Source organism: Pseudomonas sp. Y24-6, from assembly GCF_020295325.1.
In the GTDB taxonomy this organism is placed as follows: Bacteria; Pseudomonadota; Gammaproteobacteria; order Pseudomonadales; family Pseudomonadaceae; genus Aquipseudomonas; species Aquipseudomonas gregormendelii.
On sequence record NZ_JACBXG010000009.1, the window covers coordinates 194,447 to 217,801 of the forward strand.

A 23,355-nucleotide genomic window follows, 5' to 3' on the forward strand; every position below is an offset into this window, starting at 1 on the left:
GGCCCGGATTGTACCGGGCCTTGGCGAAAACATCAGCCTTGCGACTAACTCTCGATCAGGCTCTCACGAGCCTCATACGCCAGGCGTACCGGGGCGAACGAGCGCCGGTGAATCGGCGTGGGTCCCAGGCGGGCCAGGGCTTCCAGATGAACGGGGGTCGGGTAGCCTTTGTGGCCGCCAATGCCGTAACCCGGGTAAATCAATTCGAAAGCAGCCATTTCACGGTCGCGGCTGACCTTGGCCAGGATCGATGCCGCTGCAATCGCAGGCACCTTGCCGTCGCCCTGCACCACTGCTTCGGCGCGCATGGACAATTTCGGGCAGCGATTGCCATCGATCATCGCCAGCTTGGGCTGGATGTGCAGGCCCTCGATGGCGCGCTGCATGGCCAGCATGGTGGCGTGAAGAATGTTCAGCTCGTCGATTTCCTCGACTTCGGCCCGGGCAATGCACCAGCTCAGGGCCTTTTCGCAGATTTCATCGTAGAGTTTTTCGCGACGGGCCTCGGTGAGCTTCTTCGAGTCGTTAAGGCCGAGGATCGGACGGTTCGGATCGAGGATTACCGCAGCCGTCACCACGGCGCCGCAGAGCGGCCCGCGACCGACTTCATCGACGCCGGCAACCAGTTCTTCGACTTCTGCGACCAAGGTGAAATCCAGTCCCATCTGCATGCTTGTCTTGCTCATTGTACGTGGCCAATCAGTTTCAGCACGGCGTCTGCCGCCTGGTTGGAGGCGTCCAGACGCAAGGTCCGGTGGATTTCGTCGAAGCCGCGGGTTTGCTCTTCCCCGCCTTCGATCAGGGGGGACAAGGTCTGGGCCAGGGCTTCGACCGTCGCATCATCCTGGAGCAATTCCGGCACCAGCAGGCGCTGGGCCAGCAAGTTCGGCAAAGACACATAGGGGCTTTTGACCATACGCTTGAGAATCCAGAACGTCAGCGGTGCCAGGCGATAGGCCACCACCATGGGCCGTTTGTACAACAACGCTTCGAGCGTAGCCGTTCCGGACGCGATCAACACCGCGTTGCAGGCGGCCAGTGCAAGATGGGATTGACCATCGAGCAGCGTCAGGGGCAGATCCCGCCCGGCCAGCATCGCTTCCAGCTGGGCCCGACGCTGCGGGCTGGCGCACGGCATGACAAATCGCACACCCGGACGCATGGCGCGCAGGCGCTGGGCAGTATCGAGGAACAGCTCGCCAAGACGCCCGACTTCACCGCCACGACTGCCCGGCATCAGCGCAACCAGAGGGCCGTCCGGCAAGCCGAGCTCGGCCCGCGCGGCGGCGCGATCGGCCTCAAGCGGAATCGCATCGGCCAGGGAGTGCCCGACAAAACGCACCGGCACGCCCTTCTCTTCATAGAATTTGGCTTCGAACGGGAACAGCGTGAGCATCAGGTCACAGCCTTCGCGAATCTTCAGCACGCGCTTCTGACGCCAGGCCCAGACCGAAGGGCTGACGTAGTGCACGGTCTTGATCCCGGCCTGACGCAGCTTGAGTTCGATATTGAGGTTGAAATCCGGGGCATCGATGCCGATGAACACATCCGGTTTCTCGGCGATGAGATCGCCGACCAGCTTCTTGCGCCGGGCCAGCAGCTCACGCAGACGGCCCAGCACTTCCACCAGGCCCATGACCGACAGGCGTTCCATGGGGAAGTAGGAAACGAGGCCCTCGGCCTCCATCAACGGCCCGCCGACGCCAATGAACTCTACCGCCGGGTGCTGAACCTTGAGCGCGCGCATGAGACCCGCGCCCAGAATGTCACCGGAAGCCTCACCCGCTACCAGCGCAATACGCAAGTTAGCCATGATTAACGGGTGATGCCGCGGGTCGAAGACTGGATCGAGTCACGGAACACTGCGACTTCCGGGAACTGCGCCGAGGCCTCGCCCAGTTCGGTCAGTGCCTGCTCGACCGTCAGGCCCTGGCGGTACACGACCTTGTAGGCGCGACGCAGGGCATGAATGGCTTCTTCACTGAAACCGCGGCGGCGCATGCCTTCGAAGTTCATGCTGCGGGCTTCGGCCGGGTTGCCGAACACCGTGACGTACGCCGGGACATCCTTGCCAATGGCGGTGCCCATGCCGGAAAAGCTGTGGGCGCCGATATGGCAATACTGATGCACCAGGGTGAAGCCGGACAGGATCGCCCAGTCCTCCACATGCACATGCCCCGCCAGCGCGGTGTTGTTGACCAGGATGCAGTGGTTGCCGATGACACTGTCGTGGCCGATATGGGCATAGGCCATGATCAGGTTGTGATCACCCAGGGTCGTTTCCGAACGGTCCTGAACAGTCCCACGGTGAATCGTCACGCCTTCGCGAATGACGTTGTGGTCGCCGATCACCAGGCGAGTTTCTTCGCCCTTGTATTTCAGGTCCGGCGTGTCTTCGCCTACCGAGGAAAACTGGTAGATGCGATTGTGTTTACCAATACGTGTCGGGCCCTTGAGAATCACATGCGGCCCGATCACTGTCCCCTCGCCGATTTCCACACCAGCGCCGACGATCGACCAAGGGCCGACCTCGACGTCGTCGGCCAGTACGGCCGTCGGATCGATGATTGCGCGAGGGTCAATCAAACTCATAGTTTGCGTTCCGCGCAGATGATTTCAGCGGAGCACACTGGCTTACCGTCCACCGAAGCCTGGCACTCGAACTTCCAGATCTGACGCTTGCAGCTCAGGAACTTGGCCTCAAGGATCAACTGGTCGCCCGGCAGCACCGGCTGGCGGAAGCGCAGTTTATCCGAACCGACGAAGTAGTAGAGGGTGCCGTCGGCTGGTTTCACGTCGAGCATTTTGAAACCAAGGATCCCGGCAGCCTGAGCCATTGCTTCAATGATCAGTACGCCCGGCATGATTGGGTGCGCCGGGAAGTGACCGTTGAAGAACGGTTCGTTGATGCTGACATTCTTGTAGGCGCGAATGCGCTTGCCTTCCACATCCAGATCCACGACCCGGTCCACCAGCAGGAACGGGTAACGGTGAGGCAGGTATTCGCGAATCTCGTTGATGTCCATCATTTCGGGGGGAAGCCTATGTAAAGATTGGGAGCGCGCGACTAAAAGCGCACCCCTCTAGCAAATCAAGGAGGCAGTCTAGCGGCTGTGCACACTTGATATGGAAATGGTATCAGCCATCTGATGAAGCATTACCGTCAGGGGTCACTTCCCCTGCACGCTTTTCCAGCTGACGCAAACGCCGCGCGATGTCATCGAGCTGACGGATGCGTGCCGCGCTTTTGCGCCACTCGGCTGCCGGCTGCATCGCCGTACCGGAAGAATAGGCACCCTTTTCGGTAATCGAATGGGTCACCATGGTCATCCCGGTGATGAAAACGTTGTCGCAAATTTCGATATGCCCCACCAGCCCCACGCCACCGGCGAGCATGCAATGCTTGCCGATCTTGGTGCTGCCGGAGATCCCCACGCATGCCGCCATGGCGGTGTGATCGCCAATCTGGACGTTGTGGGCGATCTGAATCTGGTTGTCGAGCTTCACGCCATTGCCAAGTACTGTATCGGCGAGCGCACCACGGTCGATCGCGGTATTGACCCCGATCTCGACGTCGTCACCGACCAGCACACCGCCGATCTGGGCGATCTTCTGCCAAACGCCTTTCTCGTTGGCGAAACCAAAACCTTCGCCGCCCAGCACAGCGCCCGACTGAATCACGACCCGTTTGCCAATGCGAACGTCGTGGTACAGCGTCACTCGCGGTGCCAACCAGCCACCTTCGCCGATTTCGCTGCGCGCGCCGATGAAGCAATGTGCGCCAACCGTTACGCCGGCGGCAATACGCGCCGCACTTTCGATCACCGCGAATGCACCGATGCTCGCTGCCGGATCAACCACTGCATCGGCAGCGATGACGGCGGTCGGATGAATGCCGGCAGGCGCCTTCGGCTTGGGATCGAACAGATGGGAAATCCGCGCATAGGCCAGGTACGGATCCGGCACCACCAGTACGTTACCGGCAAACCCGTCCGCGTCTGCGGCTTTGAGCAACAACGCTGCAGCCCGGCAATCAGCCAGGTACTTGCGATACTGAGGGTTTGCCAGAAAGCTCAACTGAGCTGGGCCAGCCTCTTGCAAAGTGGCTAGCCCAGTAATTTCTTTCTCCGGGTCGCCACGCAGGGTGGCGCCGAGGAACTCGGCCAATTGGCCGAGCTTCATAGTCGCTGTCATGGATTACTTCAGCTGATTCATGCGCTCGATAACCTGGCGAGTGATGTCGTACTGAGGTTTGACATCGATCACTGCGCCACGCTCGAAGACCAGGTCAAAAGCACCTTTCTTGATGACTTCTTCCACAGCGCTGTCCAGTTTTGGCTTGAGCTGCTTCAGCATTTCACGGTCAGCAACGGCTTTGGCTTCGTTCAGCTCCTTGGACTGGAACTGGAAATCACGGGCCTTTTGCTTGAATTCAAGCTCCAGGCGCTCACGCTCCCCTTGCTGCATCTTGTCGCCACCGGCCATCAGGCGGTCCTGGATGCCCTTGGCACTGCTTTCCAGTGTCTTGAGCTTGGACAGCTGAGGACCGAACTTCTTCTCGGCATCCACGGCGTACTTCTTGGCCGCGTCGGATTCGAGCAAGGCCATCTGATAGTTCAGGACCGCGATTTTCATGTCGGCAAAAGCCGGACCTGCTACCAGTACGGTTGCCAGGAGAACCAATTGAGTCAACTTACGCACGATGCACTCCTACAAAATCCATTGTCGTTATCTTGGGTCAGACGCTTAGAACGTCTGGCCGAGGGAGAATTGGAACACTTGAGTCTCAGCGTCATCCGGTTTCTTCACTGGCATGGCCAGGGCGAAGCTCAACGGACCCAGTGCGGTGACCCAGGTCACACCGACACCGACGGAACTGGCCATGTTGCTCAGGCTGATGTCGTTGCACTTGGTGCTGGACGGCGAGCCATCAGCATTGGTGGTGTCCTTGCACTGCGAGTCGAACACGTTACCCACGTCCCAGAAGACCGAAGTCCGCAGGGAACGCTGATCCTTGACGAACGGCAGCGGAAACAGCAGTTCCACGCCGCCCTGGATCAGGACGTTACCACCGAACGGCAGTGGATCCTGGTCCGGATCTTCCGCGGTACCGGGGTTGCGACCACGACTCGGTGTACTGCGAGGACCCAGGGTGCTGTCCTTGAAGCCACGAACCGAGTTGAAACCACCAGCATAGTAGTTTTCATAGAATGGCAAGCCATCGGTCGAACCGTAACCGTCGCCATAACCCAATTCGGTGTGCAGGCGCATGGTGTAGTTCTCGCTCAGCGGCTGGAACAACTGGCCACGGTAGTCGAGCTTGAAGAACGACAGGTCGCTGCCCGGCGTAGTGGTTTCCAGGGTCAGGCTCTGGGAACGACCACGGGTAGCCAGCACGCCCTTGTTCAGGGTCGACTCGGACCAGCCGGCCGACGCCTTGAAGTTCAGGTACTTGTCGCCTTCCTTGTTCACGAAGTCGAAGATTTCATCAACGGTGTAGACACCGGTCTTGATCGTGTCCTGCTGTGCGGTCAGGCCGAAGGTCAGGCGAGACGTCTCGCTGATCGGGTAACCCACGCTCACGCCGGCACCCAGGCTGTCTACCGCATAGCTGGCGATGTCAGTTTCGAGATCGTCATAGTCGGTGGTGCGGTAGAAAGCGTTGTAACCCAGGCTCACACCATCAGCAGTCCAGTACGGGTCGACATAACCGAAGTTATAGCGGCTCTGGTATTCACTGCGGGTCAGGCCGATGCTGACCTTGTTGCCGGTACCCAGGAAGTTGTTCTGGGTGATCGAGCCACCGAGGATCAAACCGGCACTCTGGGCGAAACCGACACTGGCGGTGATGGAACCGGAGGCCTGCTCTTCGACGCTGTAGTTCACGTCCACCTGATCGTCGACGCCCGGGACTGCTGGCGTTTCAACGTTGACTTCCTTGAAGAAGCCCAGGCGTTCAAGACGGGTCTTGGACTGGTCGATCAGGTAGGTCGAAGCCCAGCCACCTTCCATCTGGCGCATTTCACGACGCAGCACTTCGTCTTCGGACTTGGTGTTGCCACGGAAGTTGATGCGGTTGACATAGGCGCGCTTGCCCGGGTCTACGGCGAAGGTGATGTCGACCGTGTGGTCGTCATCGTGCGGCTGCGGAACACCGTTGACGTTGGCGAATGTGTAGCCTTCGTTACCCAGGCGGCGAGTGATCAGTTCCGACGTAGTGGTCATCAGCTTGCGCGAGAACACCTGGCCTTTCTGCACCAGCAGCAGGGATTTGACCTGGTCTTCAGGGACTTTCAGGTCGCCGCTCAGCTTGACGTCACGAACGGTGTATTTCTCGCCTTCGTTGACGTTGACGGTGATGTAGACGTGCTTCTTGTCCGGGGTGATCGACACCTGGGTCGAAGCGATGTCCATGTTGATGTAGCCACGGTCAAGGTAGTAGGAACGCAGACGCTCCAGGTCACCGGACAGCTTTTCACGGGCGTACTTGTCATCGTTCTTGAAGAACGACAACCAGTTGGTGGTCTTGAGTTCGAACAGGTCGATCAGGTCTTCGTCAGGGAAGACGGTGTTACCCACCACGTTGATGTGCTGGATAGCGGCAACGGTGCCCTCGTTGATGTTGACCTTCAGCGCGACGCGGTTGCGCGGCTGCGACACCACTTCGGTGTCGACGGTTGCGGAGTAGCGACCCTGAGCGACGTACTGGCGCTGCAGTTCGTTACGGACACCCTCAAGGGTGGCGCGCTGGAAGATTTCACCTTCGGCCAGACCGGACTGTTTAAGGCCCTTCATCAGGTCTTCAGTGGAAATCGCCTTGTTACCTTCGATTTCGATACTGGCGACCGACGGACGCTCGACTACCGTGATGACCAGGACGTTGCCATCGCGGCCCAGCTGGATATCTTGAAAGAAACCGGTTTTGAACAACGCACGAGTGGATTCCACCAGGCGACGATCGTCAGCCTGCTCGCCGACGTTCAACGGCAAGGCACCAAAGACACTACCCGCGGAGACCCGCTGGAGGCCATTGACGCGAATATCAGAGATAGTGAAGGACTCGGCGTGAACTTCGGCGATCATCAATACGGTGAGAACCGCAGTTAGCAGCAGACGTTTCATGAAGTCCTTTCTTATTCCAACTGTCAATAAACAAACTGCCGCAAAATGCGGCAGATTCGCAATTCAGCGAAGTGTTACAGACGGCCCAAATCATTGACCAGGGCAAGCAACATCACCCCGACCACCAAACTGATACCGATCTGTATCCCCCAACCCTGCACCCGATCCGACAAGGGGCGACCACGCACCCACTCGATCAGATAAAACAACAAATGCCCCCCATCCAGTACTGGAATGGGCAACAAATTCAGAACGCCCAGGCTAATACTCAGATAAGCAAGGAAATTCAGGAAATCAGCGACACCCGACTGGGCAGAAGCGCCCGCCACTTTAGCAATGGTTATCGGTCCACTCAAGTTTTTTACCGAGAGCTCGCCGAACAACATTTTCTTGAGCGAATCGAGGGTCAGAATGCTCATGGTCCAGGTACGTCGAGCCCCTTCCCCGATTGCCGCGACCGGACCGTAACTGATCTCGCGAATCATCTCTGGTGGCCAATCGACTGCTTTTACCCCGGCCCCCAGGTATCCGCTGGGCGCCTTGCTCTCGCCGCGAGCTGCCAGGGTCACTGGAACGTCGATTTGAGCCCCATCACGCTCGACCCGCAACACGATCTTGCTGTCAGGTCGCAGGCGAACCGTATCCACCACTTGTTGCCAGTCGTCGAGGGCCTTGCCATCGAGGGCCAGCAAACGGTCGCCCGTCTTCAGGCCGGCAGCCTGTGCCGGGCCCTTCGGGTCGAGTTCGGCCAACACCGGCGGCAGAGCCGGGCGCCACGGCCGAATGCCCAGCGAACGGATCGGATCGGGCTCATCTGCGCCTTTGAGCCACTTATCCAGCACCAGCTCGCGCGGGGTATCGCTGGTGGAACCCGGATCCCGTACGACCAGCTGCAACGCTCCGCTTTCGCCCAATCTGCGAACCAGCTGCAGGTTAACCGCGGCCCAGCCGGAAGTCGGCTCGCCATCTATTGCAACAATTTCCTGGCCCGCCGTCAGCCCGGCCTTGGCCGCGATGCTGGCGGGTTCGACACCACCGATGACCGGGCGCACCTGGTCGCTGCCCAGCATGGCGAGCACCCAGAAGAAAAACATCGCCAGCAGGAAGTTGGCGATCGGGCCCGCGGACACGATGGCGATACGCTGGCGCACGGACTTGCGATTGAAAGACTGATCGAGCTGATCGACCGGCACTTCGCCTTCGCGCTCGTCCAGCATCTTCACGTAGCCGCCCAACGGAATGGCGGCGACCACGAACTCGGTACCCTGCTTGTCGTGCCAACGCAGCAACGGCATGCCGAAGCCTACGGAGAAACGCAGCACTTTAACCCCACAGCGACGCGCGACCCAGAAATGGCCGAACTCGTGGAAGGTGACCAGCACGCCCAACGCAATCAGGGTGCCGACAATCATGTAAAGCGCGCTCATCTATTCTCTCCGCAATCCTATCCAGTGCTGCATGGGCTTGCGCATTGCAACACGTGTCAGCGCCCGTGGCGACTCAGCCATTGCCCGGCCAGTTCACGAGCCTTGGCGTCTGCCGTAAATACGGCATCGAGATCCTCCACCGCTACCACCGGCTCAAGATTCAACACTTGTTCGATAATACTCGCGATTTCCAGATAACGAATCCTTCCGTCGAGAAACGCGGCTACCGCCACCTCATTTGCTGCATTGAGCATGGCCGGTGCACTGTTGCCGGCCTCGGCCGCCTGACGCGCCAGGCGCAGGCAGGGGAAACGCTCCTCGTCAGGCGCCTGGAAGTCCAGGCGAGCGATCGCGAACAGGTCCAGCGGCGCCACACCCGAGTCAATGCGCTCCGGCCAGGCCAGGGCGTTGGCGATCGGCGTACGCATATCGGGATTGCCCAACTGCGCCAACACCGAACCGTCTATGTAATCGACCAGGGAATGTATGACACTTTGCGAGTGGATCACCACCTCGACCTGGGACGGCCTGGCGTCGAACAGCCAGCAGGCTTCGATCAGCTCAAGCCCCTTGTTCATCATGCTGGCCGAATCGACCGAAATCTTGCGCCCCATGGACCAGTTAGGATGAGCGCAGGCCTGCTCTGGCGTCACGTGTTGAAGCTCGGCCAGCGGCGTCTGGCGGAACGGGCCACCGGAGGCCGTGAGCAAAATACGACGAACCCCGACCGAACCCAGGCCCTGGGCGAAATCCCGCGGCATGCACTGGAAGATCGCATTGTGCTCACTGTCGATTGGCAACAGTACCGAGCCGCTCTTGCGCACCGCCTGCATGAACAAGGCGCCGGACATTACCAGCGCTTCCTTGTTGGCCAGCAGGATCTTTTTACCGGCCTCGACCGCCGCCAGGGTCGGGCGCAAGCCTGCCGCTCCGACGATGGCCGCCATCACTGCATCCACTTGCGGATCGGCCGCGACCTGGCACAAGCCCTCTTCGCCCACCAATACCTGCGTCGACAGGCCGGCCGCGCGCAACTCTTCCTGCAGGCGTCGGCCGGCGTTGACTTCAGGCACCACGGCAAACCGTGGGGCATGGCGCACACACAAGGCCAGCAGCTCGCTCAGACGCGTGAACCCGCTGAGGGCAAACACCTGGAAGCGATCCGGGTGCCGGGCAATGACGTCAAGGGTGCTCAGGCCAATCGAGCCCGTAGCCCCCAGCACGGTAATCTGCTGTGGGCGACTCACGGTGCCGCCATCCACAACAGTACTGCAAACACGGGGATGGCCGCGGTCAGGCTGTCGATCCGATCCAGCACTCCACCGTGACCTGGCAGCAGGTTACTGCTGTCCTTGATCCCGGACTGGCGCTTGAACATGCTCTCAGTGAGGTCGCCCACCACCGAGATGAATACGATCACCGCCGCACCGATCAACCCCTTGAGCAGTTCTGCAACGGTCCAGTCGCGAACCAGCCCGACGAAAAACGTAATGACCAGCGCCAGCGCCAGGCCGCCGTAGACCCCTTCCCAGCTCTTGCCAGGACTGACCTGCGGCGCCAACTTGCGCTTGCCAAAGGCTCGACCGGAGAAATAAGCCCCGATATCCGCGCCCCACACCAGCACCATCACCGCCATGATCAGCCAGTTGCCCAGAGGCTCCTGCTTGATCAGGATCAGGCCTTGCCACGCCGGAAGCAGCACCAGCAGGCCGATCACCAGCTTGCAGGCGGCGCTCGACCAATGACCGCTCGAACGCGGGTACGTCAGCACCAGATAGGTTGCAACGCCCCACCACAGTACCGCAGCGCCCAGCACCCAAGGCGCGAGCCCGGGCAATATATGCATGAAAAACAGCATCACCGCGACGGCCAGCGCGTAGCCGACCCGAACTGGCTGGGCGGTAAAGCCCGCCAGGCGAGCCCACTCCCATGCGCCCAGGGTTACGACCAGGCCAATGAACAGCGCAAAGCCGGAGCCTTCCAGCAGGAAAAAGCCGCAAAGGGCGATCGGCAGCAGGATCAGTGCAGTGATGATTCGTTGTTTAAGCATTAAGCCCGGGCTCCAGCTTCGACCTGCTCGCTCGTTTTACCGAAGCGGCGCTGGCGCGAAGCGAAATCGGCCAGCGCTTTGCGCATGGCGTCGTGTTTGAAGTCCGGCCAGAACAGGTCGGAGAAGTACAACTCGGCGTAAGCCAGCTGCCACAGCAGGAAGTTGCTGATGCGGTGCTCGCCACCGGTGCGGATGCACAGGTCCGGCAGAGGCAGGTCGCCCGTCGACAGACACGTCTGCAGCAGCTCCGGCGTGATGTCCTCCGGACGCAGATGCCCGGCCTGGACTTCACGAGCCAGGCGTTGCGCGGCTTGAGCGATGTCCCACTGACCACCGTAATTGGCGGCGATCTGCAAGACCAGGCGATTGGCGCCCACCGTCATGGCTTCAGCCTCGCGCATGGCGGCCTGGAGTTCGGGATGGAAGCGCGAACGGTCGCCTATGATGCGCAAACTGATGTTGTTGTCGTTCAGGCGCTTGGCCTCGCGACGCAGCGCCTTGAAGAACAACTCCATCAAGGCACTGACCTCATCGGCCGGGCGCTGCCAGTTTTCGCTGGAGAACGCGAACAGGGTCAATACCTCGACCCCGGCCTCGGCACACACCTCAATCACTGCACGCACCGCATCGACGCCGGCCTTATGACCGGCGACACCGGGCAAAAAGCGCTTTTTCGCCCAGCGGTTGTTACCATCCATGATAATCGCGACATGGCGCGGCACCGCGAAGGGCGCAGTCTGCTTAGTCTTTTCCATGAAAACGCGACCCTTATACGGCCATCAGGTCCGCTTCTTTCTGCTTGGTCGCAGCGTCGATATCCGCCTCAGCCTTGTCGGTGAGCTTCTGGATATCGGCAGCGGCACGACGCTCTTCGTCTTCGCTGATTTCCTTGTCCTTCACCAGCTTTTTCAGGTCGCCAAGCGCATCGCGACGAATGTTGCGCACGGCAACACGAGCGTCTTCCGCAGCACTGCGAGCCTGCTTGGTGAAGCCCTTGCGGGTTTCCTCGGTCAGTGCCGGCATGGAGATCAGCAGCAGCTCGCCCAGGTTGGTCGGATTGAGGTTCAAACCGGCGCTCTGGATAGCCTTGTCGACTGCGGCGAGCATGTTGCGCTCGAACGCCACGACCTGCAGGGTACGGGAGTCTTTGACGGTCACGTTGGCGACGCCGCTCAACGGGGTGTCGGTACCGTAGTAAGGCACCATCACGCTGCCCAGAATGCTCGGGTGAGCCTTGCCGGTACGAATCTGTCCAAACGCGTGGGACAGAGACTCCAGGGATTTCTGCATGCGCGCTTGAGCGTCTTTCTTGATTTCGTTGATCATTGTTGGCCTTCCTCGATCAGGGTCCCTTCAGCGCCACCATGCACGATATTCAGCAGGGCGCCGGGCTTGTTCATGTTAAAGACGCGCAATGGCATCTTGTGGTCGCGGCACAGGCAAATGGCCGTCAGATCCATTACACCCAGCTTGCGATCCAGCACTTCATCGTAAGTCAGATGATCGAACTTCTCGGCATGCGGGTCTTTGAATGGGTCGGCAGTGTAGACGCCATCGACCTTGGTCGCCTTGAGCACGACATCGGCATCGATTTCGATAGCACGCAAGCATGCCGCCGAATCCGTGGTGAAGAACGGATTGCCGGTACCGGCCGCGAAAATCACCACTTCCTTGGCGTTCAGGTGGCGCATGGCCTTGCGACGATCGTAATGATCAGTCACACCTACCATGGAAATAGCCGACATCACGATGGCCGAGATATTGGCACGTTCCAGCGCGTCGCGCATGGCCAAGGCGTTCATCACAGTGGCCAGCATGCCCATGTGGTCGCCCGTTACCCGGTCCATGCCGGCTGCGCTCAGCGCTGCACCGCGGAACAGGTTGCCACCGCCGATCACCAGACCGACCTGCACACCGATGCCAACCAGCTGGCCGACTTCCAGTGCCATGCGATCCAGAACTTTCGGATCGATCCCGAACTCTTCCGAGCCCATCAGGGCCTCGCCGCTAAGCTTGAGTAGAATGCGTTTATAGCGAGCCTGATAACCACTGCCCTGCTGAGCCATTGCGAATCTCTCCTGCGGCGTATTTTAAAAATTCTTTGCGAGCTGTTTACAGCTGGCGTTCACTCTAGCTTGGCGCTGCTTCAGCGCCATCGGAACATGGCTTTGTAAGCCAGTTCCAAAGGGAAACCAATTAAAAATTTGGCCCCCCATCTGAAAAGAGGCTGCGCGCGTGAGCGGGCAGCCTCTTCAGGGCGACAGTTGAAAACTGTCTTATTGCTTGGCGGCGGCCAGCTGGGCAGCAACTTCTTCAGCGAAGTTGTCGACCGGCTTCTCGATGCCTTCGCCTACTTTGAAGTAGGTGAAAGAAACGATTTCAGCACCGGCTTTCTTGGCCAGTTCGCCAACCTTGATTTCAGGGTTCTTGACGAACGCCTGCTCAACCAGGCTCGCTTCAGCCAGGAACTTGCTGATACGGCCTTTGACCATGTTTTCAACAATGTTCTCCGGCTTGCCGGCGATCTTGTCAGCGTTCAGGGTCAGGAACACGCCCTTCTCACGCTCTACCGCTTCAGCGGAAACTTCCGATGGCAGCAGGAATTCAGGGTTGGTCGCAGCTACGTGCATCGCGATGTCTTTAGCCAGCTCAACGTCGCCGCCTTTCAGAACAACCGCAACACCGATTTTGTTGCCGTGCAGGTAGCCACCAACAACATCACCTTCAACGCGAGCCAGGCGACGGATGTTGACGTTTTCGCCAACCTTGCCGACCAGTACCAGGCGATCAGCTTCTTGAGCTTCGATCAGCGGAGCAACGTCAGTCAGTTTGTCAGCGAACGCTTTTTCAACGCTGGATGCGACAAATGCCTTGAAGTCGTCCTGCAGAGCCAGGAAGTCGGTCTGCGAGTTCACTTCCAGCAGAACGGCGGACTTACCGTCTTCTTTCAGAGCGATAGCGCCTTCAGCAGCTACGTTGCCTGCTTTCTTGGCAGCCTTGATGGCGCCCGAAGCACGCATGTCATCAATGGCTTTTTCGATGTCGCCGCCGGCCTTGGTCAAGGCCTTTTTGCAATCCATCATGCCTTCGCCGGTGCGCTCGCGCAGTTCTTTGACCAACGCTGCAGTAATCTCTGCCATTTCAAAATCCTCTTGGATAGGTTTTCAACCATTCCACCCGAGCAAACGGGCGTTCAATTCTTCCCGAAGCCTTATTTGATAGCGGCTGCACATTACAAGGCTGCAACTGCGCTGCACACAAATGGTTTTCGAGGTGGCAAAAAGGGGGCCAAGCCCCCTTTTTGCTTACTGAGTCAACGCCAAGGCGTCAATTACTCAGCTGCAGCTACCGGAGCTTCTTCAACGAACTGCTCGGTGCCACCAGCAACGTGGTTGCGGCCACGGATTACAGCGTCAGCCATCGAACCCATGTACAGCTGGATAGCGCGGATTGCGTCATCGTTGCCTGGGATGATGTAGTCAACGCCTTCCGGGCTGCTGTTGGTATCGACTACGCCGATAACCGGGATACCCAGCTTGTTGGCTTCGGTGATCGCGATGCGCTCGTGATCAACGTCGATAACGAACAGAGCGTCTGGCAGACCGCCCATGTCCTTGATACCACCCAGGGAACGATCGAGCTTCTCAAGATCGCGAGTGCGCATCAGCGCTTCTTTCTTGGTCAGCTTGGCGAAAGTACCGTCTTCGGCTTGCACTTCAAGGTCACGCAGACGCTTGATGGAAGCACGGATGGTTTTGAAGTTGGTCAGCATGCCGCCCAACCAGCGGTGATCGACGTACGGCGAACCGCAACGTGCTGCTTCTTCAGCAACGATCTTGCCAGCGGAACGCTTGGTGCCGACGAACAGAATCTTGTTTTTGCCCTGGGCCAGGCGCTCTACGAAAGTCAGAGCTTCGTTGAACATTGGCAGGGTTTTTTCAAGGTTGATAATGTGAATCTTGTTACGCGCGCCGAAAATGTACTTACCCATTTTCGGGTTCCAGTAACGGGTCTGGTGACCGAAGTGCACACCGGCCTTCAGCATATCGCGCATGTTGACTTGGGACATGATAGTTCCTTAATAAGTCGGGTTTGGCCTCCACGTATCCCAATGACCAACCAGCAGCATCAGCTGAAGGCACCCAGGTCATCGTGTCGACACGTGTGTGGATTTAAGCCTTTCGGGGTATCCCCGGAAAGCGGCGCATTTTATACCATAAGACTCGCAAAAACGGAACCCGGATTCTCAATTCCTGACGCACGCCTTTATCCGCGCCCTTGGAATCCCCCTGGAGTGCGCCCATCTAGATGAAGAAGCGATGCACAGAGCCTCAGGTTTGCCCTGATCGTCTGGTAGAATCGCGTTTTTCAGGGCGGCGAAGATTGTTTGCGCACCGCCCATTTTGACTTAGTGAAGCGCCATCGAGCGCAGAGAGAGCCTGTATGACCGTCAACCTCAAGACACCAGAGGACATCGCAAAAATGCGTGTCGCCGGCAAACTGGCCGCCGATGTGCTGGAAATGATTGCAGAACATGTCAAACCGGGCGTCACCACCGAAGAACTGGACCGCATTTGCCATGACTACATCGTCAATGTGCAACAGGCCATTCCTGCGCCGCTGAATTACAAAGGCTACCCGAAGTCGATCTGCACCTCGATCAACCACGTGGTCTGCCATGGCATTCCCAACGAGAAACCATTGAAGAATGGCGACACGTTGAACATCGACGTGACCGTGATCAAGGACGGCTACCACGGCGACACCAGCCGCATGTTCCACGTCGGCACCGTACCGGTCTGGGCCGAGCGTTTGTCCCAGGTCACCCAGGAATGCATGTACAAGGCTATTGAAATCGTCAAGCCGGGCTGCCGCCTGGGCGACATCGGCGAAGTGATCCAGAAGCACGCTGAAAAGAACGGCTTCTCGGTGGTTCGCGAGTTTTGCGGCCACGGCATTGGCAAAGTGTTTCACGAAGAGCCGCAGATCCTGCACTACGGCCGTGCCGGCACCGGCATGGAACTCAAGGCGGGCATGACCTTTACCATTGAGCCGATGATCAACCAGGGCAAGGCCGACACCAAGGTGCTGGGCGACGGCTGGACTGCCATTACCAAGGACCGCAAGCTCTCCGCCCAATGGGAACATACCCTGGTCGTGACCGAGACTGGCTACGAGATTTTCACCCTGCGCAGCGATGACACCATCCCTCGCGTTTCGGCCTGATTCAACCCGCGCAACTTCCCGCCCATAGAAAGGAAAGCCAATCGATGCCGCAGGTGGATCCAGAACTCTTCGACCGCGGCCAGTTCCAGGCTGAACTGGCCCTGAAGGCAAGCCCCATTGCCGCCTTCAAGAAGGCCATCCGCCAGGCCCGCGAGGTGCTCGACGGGCGTTTTCGCAGCGGCCGCGACATTCGGCGCCTGATCGAGGATCGCGCCTGGTTCGTCGATAACATCCTGCAAAAGGCCTGGGAACAATTCGACTGGAGCGAAGACGCCGACATCGCACTGGTGGCGGTCGGCGGCTACGGTCGCGGCGAGTTGCACCCATATTCCGACATCGACCTGCTGATCCTGCTGGACAACGCCGATCACGAAGTTTTCCGCGATTCCATCGAGCGCTTTCTGACGCTCCTGTGGGACATTGGCCTGGAAGTTGGCCAAAGCGTTCGCTCGGTGGACGAATGCGCCATTGAAGCCCGCGCCGATCTGACGGTTGTCACCAATCTGATGGAAAGCCGCACCATCAGTGGCCCCGAGCGTCTTCGCCAGCGCATGCTCGACGTCACCAGCACCGCGCACATGTGGCCCAGCAAGGACTTCTTCCTGGCCAAGCGAGCTGAACAGAAGGCCCGCCACCACAAGTACAACGACACCGAATACAACCTGGAACCCAACGTCAAAGGCTCGCCCGGCGGCCTGCGGGACATCCAGACGATTCTGTGGGTGGCCCGGCGCGAGTACGGCACCTTGAACCTGCGGGCGCTGGCTGGCGAAGGCTTCCTGGTTGAAAGCGAAAATGCCTTGCTGGCCTCGTCCCAGGAGTTCCTGTGGAAGGTGCGCTACGCCCTGCACATGCTCGCCGGCCGCTCCGAAGACCGCCTGCTGTTCGATCATCAGCGCTCGATTGCCGGGCTGCTGGGTTTCGAAGGCGATGACGCCAAGCAAGCCATCGAAAACTTCATGCAGCAGTACTACCGGGTGGTCATGAGCATCGCCCAGCTCAGCGACCTGATCATCCAGCATTTCGAGGAAGTCATCCTCGCCCCGGAAGACGAAGCGCCGCCACAGCCGATCAACTCGCGGTTCCAGCTGCACGACGGCTACATCGAGGCGCGCAACGACAACGTGTTCCGCCGCACCCCGTTCGCCATGCTGGAAATTTTTGTTTTGATGGCCCAGCAGCCGGAAATCAAGGGCGTGCGCGCCGATACCATTCGCCTGCTGCGCGAACACCGTCACCTGATTGACGATGAGTTTCGCAACGACATTCGCAACACCAGCCTGTTCATCGAGCTGTTCAAGTGCAAGATCGGTATCCATCGCAACCTGCGCCGAATGAACCGATACGGCATCCTCGGGCGCTACCTGCCTGAGTTCGGCTTTATCGTCGGGCAAATGCAGCACGACCTGTTCCACATCTATACGGTCGACGCCCATACCCTGAATTTGATCAAGCACCTGCGTAAGCTGCAGTACACCCAGGTGTCGGAAAAATTCCCGCTGGCCAGCAAGCTCATGGCCAAGCTGCCCAAACCCGAATTGATCTACCTGGCCGGCCTGTATCACGATATTGGCAAAGGCCGGCACGGCGACCACTCGGAAATCGGCGCAGTCGACGCCGAGGCATTCTGCCAGCGTCACCAGTTGCCGGTGTGGGACAGCCGCCTGATCGTCTGGCTGGTGCAGAATCACCTGGTGATGTCGACCACCGCCCAGCGCAAGGACCTGTCGGACCCGCAAGTGATCCATGACTTCGCGCAGATCATCGGTGACGAAACCCATCTCGACTATCTATACGTACTGACCGTGGCGGACATCAACGCCACCAACCCGACGCTTTGGAACTCCTGGCGCGCCAGCCTGCTGCGCCAGCTGTACACCGAGACCAAGCGGGCCCTGCGCCGCGGCCTGGAAAACCCGGTGGACCGCGAGGAGCAGATTCGCCAGACCCAAAGTGCTGCCCTGGACATCCTGGTGCGCGGCGGGACCGATCCGGACGACGTCGAGCAGCTATGGGCGCAACTGGGGGATGACTACTTCCTGCGCCACACCGCTGGCGACGTGGCCTGGCACAGCGACGCAATCCTCCAGCAGCCGGCTGACGGCGGGCCCCTGGTGCTGATTAAGGAAACCACACAGCGCGAGTTCGAGGGCGGTACCCAGATCTTCATCTATGCCCCCGACCAGCACGACTTTTTTGCCGTGACCGTGGCGGCAATGGACCAGCTCAACCTGAACATCCACGACGCAAGGGTCATCACTTCGAGCAGCCAGTTCACCCTCGACACCTACATTGTGCTCGATACAGATGGCGACTCGATTGGCGACAACCCGACCCGGGTCAAGCAGATCCGCGAAGGCCTGACCGAGGCGCTGCGCAACCCGGACGACTACCCGACCATCATTCAGCGCCGGGTACCGCGCCAGCTCAAGCATTTCGCGTTCGCGCCCCAGGTGACGATCCACAACGACGCCCAGCGCCCGGTGACCGTACTGGAACTCAGCGCCCCGGACCGCCCGGGCCTGCTGGCACGGATCGGGACAATCTTCCTCGAGTTCGACCTGTCATTGCAGAACGCGAAAATCGCCACCCTGGGCGAGCGCGTGGAAGACGTGTTCTTCATCACCGATGCGAACAATCAGCCTTTGTCCGACCCGTTGCTGTGCAGCCGCTTGCAGGATGCGATCGTCGAGCAACTGACCGTCAACCAGGAATCCGAAATCAAACTGTCGCGACTCACTATCTGAATTATCCCCCCTGTGGGAGCGAGCCTGCTCGCGATGGCGTCCGTCCATTCAACATCGCCAATGACTGACACAACGCCATCGCGAGCAGGCTCACTCCTACATTGAATGAGGCCCCCATGAACAACGCCCTGACCCAGTTGCAGCCCTACCCGTTCGAGAAGCTCCGCGCCCTGCTCGGCAGCGTCACGCCAAACCCGGACAAGCGCGCTATCGCCCTGTCCATCGGCGAGCCCAAACACCGCTCGCCCGCTTTTGTTGCTGAAGCACTGGCAAGCAATCTGGATCAGATGGCCGTGTACCCGACCACCCTCGGCATTGCCGCATTGCGCGAAGCCATCGCTGCCTGGTGCGAACGACGCTTCAGCGTTCCGAACGGCTGGCTCGACCCGGCGCGCAACGTGCTGCCGGTCAACGGCACTCGAGAAGCGCTGTTCGCTTTCACCCAGACAGTGGTCAATCGTGCCGATGACGCGCTGGTGGTCAGCCCGAACCCGTTCTACCAGATCTACGAAGGTGCGGCGTTCCTGGCGGGCGCCAAGCCGCACTACCTGCCGTGCCTGGATGCCAACGGCTTCAATCCGGACTTCGACGCAGTTTCGCCGGATATCTGGAAACGCTGCCAGATCCTGTTCCTGTGCTCGCCTGGCAACCCCACTGGCGCACTGATTCCAGTCGAAACCTTGAAAAAGCTGATCGCCCTGGCCGACGAGTACGACTTCGTGATCGCCGCCGACGAGTGCTACAGCGAGCTGTACTTCAACGAACAGACCCCACCCGCCGGTTTGCTCAGCGCCTGCGTGGAACTGGGTCGCCAGGACTTCAAGCGCTGCGTGGTGTTTCACAGCCTGTCCAAGCGTTCCAACCTGCCAGGCCTGCGCTCGGGCTTCGTGGCCGGTGACGCCGACATCCTCAAGGGCTTTTTGCTGTATCGCACCTACCACGGCTGTGCGATGCCTGTGCAGACTCAGCTGGCCAGCGTAGCCGCATGGAATGACGAAGTGCACGTGCGCGCCAACCGCGACCTGTACCGCGAGAAATACGACGCCGTGCTGGCAATCCTCAGCCCGGTGCTGGACGTGCAGCGTCCGGACGGCGGTTTCTACCTGTGGCCGAACGTTGAAGGTGATGACGAGGCGTTTTGCCGCGACCTGTACGCGGAAGAACATGTGACGGTGGTGCCGGGCTCCTACCTGTCCCGCGAAGTGGACGGGTTCAACCCTGGTGCTGGCCGCGTGCGCCTGGCACTGGTTGCGCCGCTGGCCGAGTGCGTCGAGGCCGCTGAACGTATCCGCGCGTTCATCCAAAGCCGCCGCTAAGCGCCGCCCCCCCCGGTGGAGCTGCCGAAAGCTGCGATCTTTTGGCGTCTTCAAGGACGCTGATAGTCACAGGATCGCAGCCTTCGGCAGCTCCTACCGGGCGGGTCACCATTACTTCACCTGCCCCAAATTGGCCTCGCTCAAATCCAGCTCCGCCAACACCTCACGCAGTACGTCATCGCCAATCTGGTGCTGACGGCTGAGGCTGTACAGTTCCAGTCGCTGCGCCCGCAATGCTTTCAAGCGCATCCGCCGCTCCAGCAAGTCCATCTGGAACGCCAGTGCCTGGGCTTCCGCCGAATCGTTGAACACCTCCAGCTGATGCCGGTATTCGGACATGATCCGCGCCTTGAGTTCGGCGGCGAGTGCTGCCTGCGCCGCGTCATGCGGCTTGGCTTCTTCGGCTTCTTCGGCTTCGAGCGCATGAATCGCCGCCTCGGCCGTCTTGCGCCAGGCCTCACGCACTTCATTGCGCCGCTTGTCGTCGGGGCTTTTTTCGATGCCACGCAGGAGCAACGGCAGCGCAATACACGCCGCAATCAGTGACAGCAGGATCACCCCGGCCGCGATGAATATCAGCAAGTCACGTTCCGGGAATGCCACGCCCCCCATCAGCATCGGCACCGACAACACACCCGCCAGCGTCACCGCCCCACGTACGCCGCCAACGGTCAGTAACCAGCACGAGCGCGCAGTCGGAACCTGCGTCATTTCACCCTTGCCGCGCCAGCGGCGCAGCAGGCCCGACAAGCGCCAGATGCTTTGCACCCACACGAAGCGCAACACCAACAGCACCAGAAAGATTGCCAGCACATCCAGGCAGCGGTAGAGCAAGGTCGGCCACAACGAGGTTTCATGACTGGCAACTGCCTTGATGATGTCCGGCAACTGCAAGCCCAGCAGCAGGAAAATCAAACCGTTGAAAGCGAACTCCAGCAGCGACCAGACGCTGCGATTGAGCAGCCGGGTACTGGTCTGGCGCGGCAGCAGGTCGAGCCAGCTCTGCATCATCCCTGCCGCCACCGCCGACAGGATGCCCGATGCTCCCAGGCGCTCGGCCAGTACGTAGGCGGCGAAGGGCAGCAACAGCATAAACACCACGTGGGTCGCGGGGTCATCCCAGCCGCGCGCGATCATCCAGGAGCGCAGGCGCCCGACCAGCCAGCTCAGCGCAACCCCGACCGCCAGCCCGCCGACCGCCACCAGGACGAATGTCAGGCTCGCATTGGCCAGGGAGAACACGCCGGTGACGGCGGCAGCCAAGGCAAATTTGAACGTCACCAGGCCTGAGGCGTCGTTCATCAGTGCCTCGCCCTGCAACATGTGCATCAATGGCGTCGGCAGCCTGTTCTGCGAAATCGCCGACACTGCCACGGCATCCGTCGGCGACAAGACTGCCGCCAGCGCGAACGCCACCGGCAAGGGAATGCTTGGCAATAGCCAATGAATGAAATAACCGGCGCCCACCACGGTGAACAACACCAGGCCCACTGCCAGCGTCAGGATCGGCCCCCGCAGGCGCCATAGCTCGCGCTTGGGCATCCGCCAGCCATCGGAAAACAACAAAGGCGGCAAAAACAAAAATAGAAACAATTCAGGGTCCAGTGCCACATGCAACCCCAGCGTCGGCCAGGCCAGCAGGGCTCCGGCGCAAATTTGCACCAGCGGCAATGGCAGCGGGATAACCCGCCCCACCAGACGAGAGACACTGACCAGCATGAGCAGGATCAGGACGGTGTAGGCGGTTTGCATAAAGCGTTTTCCCAGGCAATCGACAGCATTGAAGTGCCATATTAGCGGTTTAGACTGCGGGCTGGCCGTTACACCTATGTCGCATCGCGGGCATCAGCATGCCTGACATCCTGCGGGAGCGACCCCGCTCGCGATCGCGGCGTAACATTCGACATGAAGACTGACTGACCCAACGCCATCGCGAGCAGGCTCACCCCACAGGTTTACGCGCTAACCGTAAGGTCATGGCATAATCCTTCACCTTTTTTTTCCAGCACCTGTAAAGGGGGCAATTCCTTGACCGTTTCAAGTAAAACCTTGCACCTTTTCGGCATCAAAGCTTGCGACACCATGAAAAAGGCGCGCACCTGGCTTGATGAACACGCTGTCAGCTACGACTTCCACGATTACAAAACGGCCGGAATCGACCGTGAACACCTGACCCAGTGGTGTGACGAGCACGGCTGGCAAGTGGTGTTGAACCGCGCAGGCACGACCTTTCGCAAACTCGAAGACGAACGCAAAGCCGATCTCGACCAATCGAAAGCCATCGAATTGATGCTCGCGCAACCCTCGATGATCAAGCGCCCTGTGCTCGATCTCGGTGACCGAACCCTGATTGGCTTCAAGCCAGATATTTACGCGGCAGCGCTCAAGTAAGCCAGCCCGTTCAATTTTGTTAGAGGTATTTACATGTCCAATTCCCTGTTCAGCATCGCTTTCGGCGTCGGCACCCAGAATCGTCAAGGCGCATGGCTGGAAGTGTTTTACCCTCAGCCGCTGTTGAATCCGTCGGCCGAACTGGTGGCTGCCGTCGCGCCAATTCTCGCTTACAGCGAAGGCAACCAGGCCATCACCTTCACCACCGCGCAGGCTGCGCAACTGGCTGAAGCCGTGAAGGGCATCGACCCGGTACAAGGCAAGCTGCTGACTCGCCTGGCCGAAAGCCACAAGCCGCTGGTCGCCACCCTGCTGGCCGAAGACGCGCAACTGACTTCTACCCCAGAGGCGTACCTCAAGCTGCACCTGTTGTCCCATCGTCTGGTCAAGCCCCATGGCCTGAATCTGGCCGGGATCTTCCCGCTGCTGCCGAACGTAGCCTGGACCAGCCAGGGCGCAATCGACCTGAGTGAACTGGCCGAGCTGCAACTCGAAGCCCGTCTGCGCGGCGAGCTGCTGGAAGTGTTCTCGGTAGACAAATTCCCGAAGATGACCGACTACGTCGTACCGGCTGGCGTGCGTATCGCCGATGCGGCCCGTCTGCGCCTGGGCGCTTATGTCGGTGAAGGCACCACTGTGATGCACGAAGGTTTTGTCAACTTCAACGCCGGCACCGAAGGCCCGGGCATGATCGAAGGTCGTGTCTCGGCAGGCGTATTCGTTGGCAAGGGCTCGGACCTGGGCGGCGGCTGCTCCACCATGGGCACCCTGTCGGGCGGCGGCAACATCGTGATCAAGGTAGGCGAGGGCTGCCTGATCGGCGCCAACGCCGGTATCGGCATTCCACTGGGCGATCGCAACACCGTCGAGTCTGGCTTGTACGTGACCGCTGGCACCAAGGTTGCGCTGCTGGACGAGAAAAACCAGCTGGTAAAAGTGGTCAAGGCCCGTGAACTGGCCGGTCAATCCGACCTGCTGTTCCGTCGCAACTCGGAAACCGGTGCCGTGGAATGCAAGACCCACAAATCGGCCATCGAACTGAACGAAGCGCTGCACGCTCACAACTAAGCTGCGCC

21 protein-coding genes are annotated in these 23,355 nt (G+C 59.8%); 5 read left to right on the plus strand and 16 right to left on the minus strand.

The window, feature by feature from the left end; translation table 11 throughout:
- Positions 1–44 precede the first annotated feature (44 nt).
- The 15 genes from rnhB to rpsB all read right to left on the minus strand — a co-directional run bounded on the left by rnhB (position 45) and on the right by rpsB (position 14,668).
- Positions 45–671, minus strand: coding sequence for a ribonuclease HII (gene rnhB / locus HYI44_RS18710; protein WP_045060138.1), 627 nt, complete (start codon positions 669–671; stop codon positions 45–47).
- An 11-nt stretch (positions 672–682) separates the two neighbouring features.
- Positions 683–1,813, minus strand: a complete 1,131-nt coding sequence (lpxB, locus tag HYI44_RS18715) for a lipid-A-disaccharide synthase (protein ID WP_122837697.1) — start codon at positions 1,811–1,813, stop codon at positions 683–685.
- A gap of 2 nt (positions 1,814–1,815) precedes the next feature.
- Entirely contained in the window at positions 1,816–2,592 is a 777-nt protein-coding gene (gene lpxA / locus HYI44_RS18720; RefSeq protein WP_045060136.1) for an acyl-ACP--UDP-N-acetylglucosamine O-acyltransferase, read from the minus strand.
- Complete coding sequence (fabZ, locus tag HYI44_RS18725; RefSeq protein WP_007907157.1) at positions 2,589–3,029, minus strand: 3-hydroxyacyl-ACP dehydratase FabZ; 441 nt, start codon at positions 3,027–3,029, stop codon at positions 2,589–2,591. Before fabZ ends, lpxA begins: the two co-directional genes overlap by 4 nt.
- 109 nt (positions 3,030–3,138) lie before the next feature.
- Positions 3,139–4,194, minus strand: a complete 1,056-nt coding sequence (gene lpxD, locus HYI44_RS18730) for a UDP-3-O-(3-hydroxymyristoyl)glucosamine N-acyltransferase (protein ID WP_122837696.1) — start codon at positions 4,192–4,194, stop codon at positions 3,139–3,141.
- A 3-nt stretch (positions 4,195–4,197) separates the two neighbouring features.
- Positions 4,198–4,701: an OmpH family outer membrane protein gene (locus HYI44_RS18735; RefSeq protein ID WP_010462812.1), complete on the minus strand. Its 504-nt coding sequence runs from the start codon at positions 4,699–4,701 to the stop codon at positions 4,198–4,200.
- 45 nt (positions 4,702–4,746) lie between these two features.
- On the minus strand, positions 4,747–7,122 hold the full coding sequence (gene bamA, locus HYI44_RS18740) for an outer membrane protein assembly factor BamA (RefSeq protein ID WP_122837695.1): 2,376 nt from the start codon (positions 7,120–7,122) through the stop codon (positions 4,747–4,749).
- A 74-nt stretch (positions 7,123–7,196) separates the two neighbouring features.
- Positions 7,197–8,549, minus strand: coding sequence for a sigma E protease regulator RseP (gene rseP / locus HYI44_RS18745; protein WP_225570169.1), 1,353 nt, complete (start codon positions 8,547–8,549; stop codon positions 7,197–7,199).
- A 56-nt stretch (positions 8,550–8,605) separates the two neighbouring features.
- Positions 8,606–9,796, minus strand: coding sequence for a 1-deoxy-D-xylulose-5-phosphate reductoisomerase (gene ispC / locus HYI44_RS18750; RefSeq protein WP_225570170.1), 1,191 nt, complete (start codon positions 9,794–9,796; stop codon positions 8,606–8,608).
- Complete coding sequence (locus HYI44_RS18755) at positions 9,793–10,599, minus strand: phosphatidate cytidylyltransferase (RefSeq protein ID WP_045060132.1); 807 nt, start codon at positions 10,597–10,599, stop codon at positions 9,793–9,795. Before HYI44_RS18755 ends, ispC begins: the two co-directional genes overlap by 4 nt.
- Positions 10,599–11,354, minus strand: coding sequence for a polyprenyl diphosphate synthase (gene uppS / locus HYI44_RS18760; protein ID WP_045060131.1), 756 nt, complete (start codon positions 11,352–11,354; stop codon positions 10,599–10,601). Before uppS ends, HYI44_RS18755 begins: the two co-directional genes overlap by 1 nt.
- A 13-nt stretch (positions 11,355–11,367) precedes the next feature.
- Positions 11,368–11,925, minus strand: coding sequence for a ribosome recycling factor (frr, locus tag HYI44_RS18765; protein ID WP_045060130.1), 558 nt, complete (start codon positions 11,923–11,925; stop codon positions 11,368–11,370).
- The gene (gene pyrH / locus HYI44_RS18770; RefSeq protein ID WP_003172271.1) at positions 11,922–12,665 is read right to left on the minus strand and encodes a UMP kinase; all 744 of its coding nucleotides are present in this window, start codon (positions 12,663–12,665) and stop codon (positions 11,922–11,924) included. The genes frr and pyrH overlap by 4 nt, the downstream gene beginning before the upstream one ends.
- A gap of 210 nt (positions 12,666–12,875) precedes the next feature.
- The gene (gene tsf, locus HYI44_RS18775; RefSeq protein ID WP_028622556.1) at positions 12,876–13,739 is read right to left on the minus strand and encodes a translation elongation factor Ts; all 864 of its coding nucleotides are present in this window, start codon (positions 13,737–13,739) and stop codon (positions 12,876–12,878) included.
- Positions 13,740–13,930: 191 nt separating this feature from the next.
- Entirely contained in the window at positions 13,931–14,668 is a 738-nt protein-coding gene (gene rpsB, locus HYI44_RS18780; protein WP_003219330.1) for a 30S ribosomal protein S2, read from the minus strand.
- 374 nt (positions 14,669–15,042) lie between these two features.
- Between rpsB and map the strand changes: the two genes are divergently transcribed.
- The 3 genes from map to dapC all read left to right on the plus strand — a co-directional run bounded on the left by map (position 15,043) and on the right by dapC (position 19,888).
- The gene (gene map, locus HYI44_RS18785; protein WP_122837693.1) at positions 15,043–15,825 is read left to right on the plus strand and encodes a type I methionyl aminopeptidase; all 783 of its coding nucleotides are present in this window, start codon (positions 15,043–15,045) and stop codon (positions 15,823–15,825) included.
- Between the two features lie 44 nt (positions 15,826–15,869).
- Positions 15,870–18,572 (plus strand): [protein-PII] uridylyltransferase, encoded by a 2,703-nt coding sequence (locus tag HYI44_RS18790; RefSeq protein WP_122837692.1) that lies wholly within the window; start codon positions 15,870–15,872, stop codon positions 18,570–18,572.
- A 116-nt stretch (positions 18,573–18,688) separates the two neighbouring features.
- Positions 18,689–19,888, plus strand: a complete 1,200-nt coding sequence (dapC, locus tag HYI44_RS18795) for a succinyldiaminopimelate transaminase (RefSeq protein WP_122837691.1) — start codon at positions 18,689–18,691, stop codon at positions 19,886–19,888.
- 111 nt (positions 19,889–19,999) lie between these two features.
- Here dapC and HYI44_RS18800 read toward each other — a convergent pair whose 3' ends face one another.
- Entirely contained in the window at positions 20,000–21,640 is a 1,641-nt protein-coding gene (locus HYI44_RS18800; RefSeq protein ID WP_122837690.1) for a Na+/H+ antiporter, read from the minus strand.
- A gap of 276 nt (positions 21,641–21,916) precedes the next feature.
- Between HYI44_RS18800 and HYI44_RS18805 the strand changes: the two genes are divergently transcribed.
- Both HYI44_RS18805 and dapD read left to right on the plus strand, forming a co-directional pair.
- On the plus strand, positions 21,917–22,279 hold the full coding sequence (locus HYI44_RS18805; RefSeq protein ID WP_225570171.1) for an ArsC family reductase: 363 nt from the start codon (positions 21,917–21,919) through the stop codon (positions 22,277–22,279).
- 33 nt (positions 22,280–22,312) lie between these two features.
- The gene (dapD, locus tag HYI44_RS18810) at positions 22,313–23,347 is read left to right on the plus strand and encodes a 2,3,4,5-tetrahydropyridine-2,6-dicarboxylate N-succinyltransferase (RefSeq protein WP_122837688.1); all 1,035 of its coding nucleotides are present in this window, start codon (positions 22,313–22,315) and stop codon (positions 23,345–23,347) included.
- Positions 23,348–23,355 lie beyond the last annotated feature (8 nt).